The sequence below is a fragment of the uncultured Microbacterium sp. genome (assembly GCF_963521695.1).
In the GTDB taxonomy this organism is placed as follows: domain Bacteria; phylum Actinomycetota; class Actinomycetes; order Actinomycetales; family Microbacteriaceae; genus Microbacterium.
The window spans coordinates 1-3,030 of sequence record NZ_CAUQWC010000311.1 but is presented as its reverse complement, the minus strand read 5'-3'; the positions used below and the strand labels follow the sequence as shown (position 1 = coordinate 3,030).

1 protein-coding gene is annotated in these 3,030 nt (G+C 70.5%); it reads right to left on the bottom strand.

Going from position 1 to position 3,030, the window contains the following annotated elements:
* Positions 1 to 57: 57 nt before the first annotated feature.
* Positions 58 to 2,928, bottom strand: a complete 2,871-nt coding sequence (locus tag RWP81_RS15685; RefSeq protein ID WP_314457674.1) for an HAD-IC family P-type ATPase — start codon at positions 2,926 to 2,928, stop codon at positions 58 to 60.
* Positions 2,929 to 3,030 lie beyond the last annotated feature (102 nt).

Below are 3,030 nucleotides of genomic sequence, written 5' to 3'. Positions count from 1 at the left end.
GCGCACGGCTCACGGCCCACGGCCCACGGCGCGCAGCGCCGCGCGCACGGCGGGACGCTAAACGGAGGGCGTCGATTCGCCTGGACGAGCACCCACGGGCCGGAACCACCGACGGGAACCCGCGGGCACCCAGATCGCGACGATCACGGCCACGGCCGCGACGAGCGCGACCGAGAGCACCGGGTCGAGCTCGGTGAGGATCATCGCCGCGGCCTGCAGCACACCGAGCAGCGCGAGATAGGCGGTGAGCAGGTTGCGCGCGAGCACACTGCCGCGCGAGAGCGCGGATCCGCCCGCTACGGTGAGCAGCCCCAGAAGCACGGTCGCCGCGCCGACGAGCGAGGTGGGGAGCACGAGATCGTCCGGCACCCCGTAGCGGGCGAGCAGCACGACGATGCCCAGGGCGGTGTTGATGAGGCCGCCGACGTACACGAGCACGATCGCCACCGAGACGGCGGTGGGCCGGCGCTGCCCAGACACCGCGGTCGCGTCGCGAGTCTCGTCCTGTCGACGACCGGCGGGGGTGTCGAGCGAACGTCGCACGAAACGGCGGTGGGCGAAACGGACGACCTCGATCGCGCCGATGGCCACCACGACGACCACCGTGATGAGCACCGCGCCGTCTTCGCCCGGATCCTGTAGCTGGAAGAACTCTCCCAACGCCGGCACCGTGAAGATCGCGGTCAGGGCGATGAACATCGCACCGATGACGAGCACCTTCACGCGCGTCACCGGTCGCGACAGCACGGTGAGCACCCAGATCGCCACGATCGCGAGGATGATCGTCGCCCCGGTGCGCAGTTGCTCGACGCTGAGACCGATGCCCATCGCGAGTCGCGTGTACAGCGTGAGCGAGACGGCGATGACGAGCCCAGCCGGTATCGCGAAGCTCAACGACCGCCGGAGGAACCCCGGCACGTAGCGCTGCGTGTTCGGCAGCAGCGCCAGGAAGAACGCGGGGATGCCGATGGTCAGGCCGTCGGTGATCGACAACTGCCGCGGGAGGAAGGGGAACTCCATCACCAGCGCCCCGAAGAGCACGGCGAGGCCCGTCGCGTAGACGGTCTTGGTCAGGAACAGCATCGAGACGCGCTCGATGTTGGCGATGACCTGGCGGCCCTCGGCGACCACCGAGGGCAGGTGCGAGAAGCGCCCGTCGAGCAGCACGAGGCGCGCGACCGCCTTGGTGGCCGCGGCACCCGAATTCATGGCGATGCCGATGTCGGCCGTCTTGATGGCCAGGGCGTCATTGACCCCGTCGCCGGTCATGGCCACGACGTGACCGCGCGCTTGGAGCGCGGTGACCATGCGTCGCTTCTGATCGGGCGTGACGCGACCGAAGACGGTGTGCTGCTCGAGCACGAGACCGAGCTCGGCGTCATCCTCGGGCAGGCGCCGCGCGTCGTAGCCCTCGTCGACCTCGAGACCCACCTCGCGGGCGATCGCGGCCACCGTGCGAGGGTTGTCGCCCGAGATGACGCGCACGCCGACGCCCTGCTGCCGGAAGTACGCCAGCGCTTCGGCGGCGTCGGGCCGAACGGCCTCGACGAACGTGAGCACGGCGACGGCGACGGGAGCGTCGGGCAACCGCTCTTCGTCGACGTCGAGGTCGTCGAGGGGGGCGCCGGTGCGCGCGAGCACGAGCGTGCGACGGCCGGATGACGCCAGCCTCGTGACGGCGGCGCCCAGGTCGCTGCCCGCATCGGCGGCGAGGTCGCCGAACACCATCTCGGGCGCACCGAGGATCCATGTGCCCCCGGATGCGAACGACACCGCGCTCCACTTGCGCGCCGACGAGAACGGGATGCGCCGCACCGCCTCGACCGGCTCGTCGAGGGGGAACGGCTCGCGCAGACACTTCGCGGTGGCGTTGGCGTCTGCGGCGGCGCCGTACCAGGCGAGGGCGGTACGCCACCCGTCGCTCTCCTGAAGGATCAGCACGTCGTCGAAGCGGATCTCACCGGCTGTGAGCGTGCCGGTCTTGTCGAGGCAGATGACGTCGACGCGGGCGAGGCCCTCGACCGCGGGCAGTTCGTTGACGAGCACCTTCTGCCCTGCCAGTCGCGCGGCGCCCACGGCGAAGGCGATCGAGGTCATCAGCACGAGTCCGAGCGGGATCATCGCGGTGAGCGACGCAATCGTGTTCACCACCGCCTGTTGCCAGGTGCCCTGCTGCCACGCCTGCACCCACCCGCCGGCGACCATCATCTGGGCGTTCAGCACCAGCAGCCCGATGGGGCCGATCCCCCACCCGACCCACCGCAGCACGCGGTCGATCGAGGTCCGCAGCTCGCTCGAGACGAGCTGGAAGCGCTTCGCCTCCGCGGCGAAGGTGTTCGCGTACGACTCGGCACCCACGCGCACGACCCGCGCCGTACCCTCGCCGGCGACGACGATCGATCCCGACAGGGCTTCGTCGTCGGGGCGCTTGTCGACGGCATCCGATTCGCCGGTCAGCATCGACTCGTCGATCTGCAGCCCCCGCGAGTCGACCACGACCGCATCGGCGGGCACCTGATCTCCCGCTCGCAGCACGAGCAGGTCGTCTCGGACGACGTCGGGGGGCGCGATCTCGGCGTCGACGCCCTCGCGGTGCACTCGGGCACGGGGGGCGTTCAGCAGCGCCAGGCGATCGAGGGCCGCCTTCGCGCGGAACTCCTGCACGCAGCCGATCACCGCGTTCGACAGGGCGGCCACGCCGAACAGGGCGTCCTGCCAGCGCCCGAGCAGCAGCAGCACGAGGAAGCACGCCGCGACGATGGCGTTGAAGAGCGTGAAGACGTTCGCCCGCACGATGTTCCACGCGCTGCGACTGCTGTCGGCAGTGAAGGCGTTCGTCTGCCCGGCGGCGACTCGTTCGGCGACGTCGGCAGCGCTCAGACCGCGAACGTCGGCGGAATCGATGCTGTTGACTGTGGCCTGGTCCATGCGATCACTGTAGGGCTCAGCGCCGACATCGACGGGGTGGGATCAGGATGCCGCGCGCCGGGCCCGATCGAAGGGCCAGCGCACGTGCGTCGCGGTCTCGCA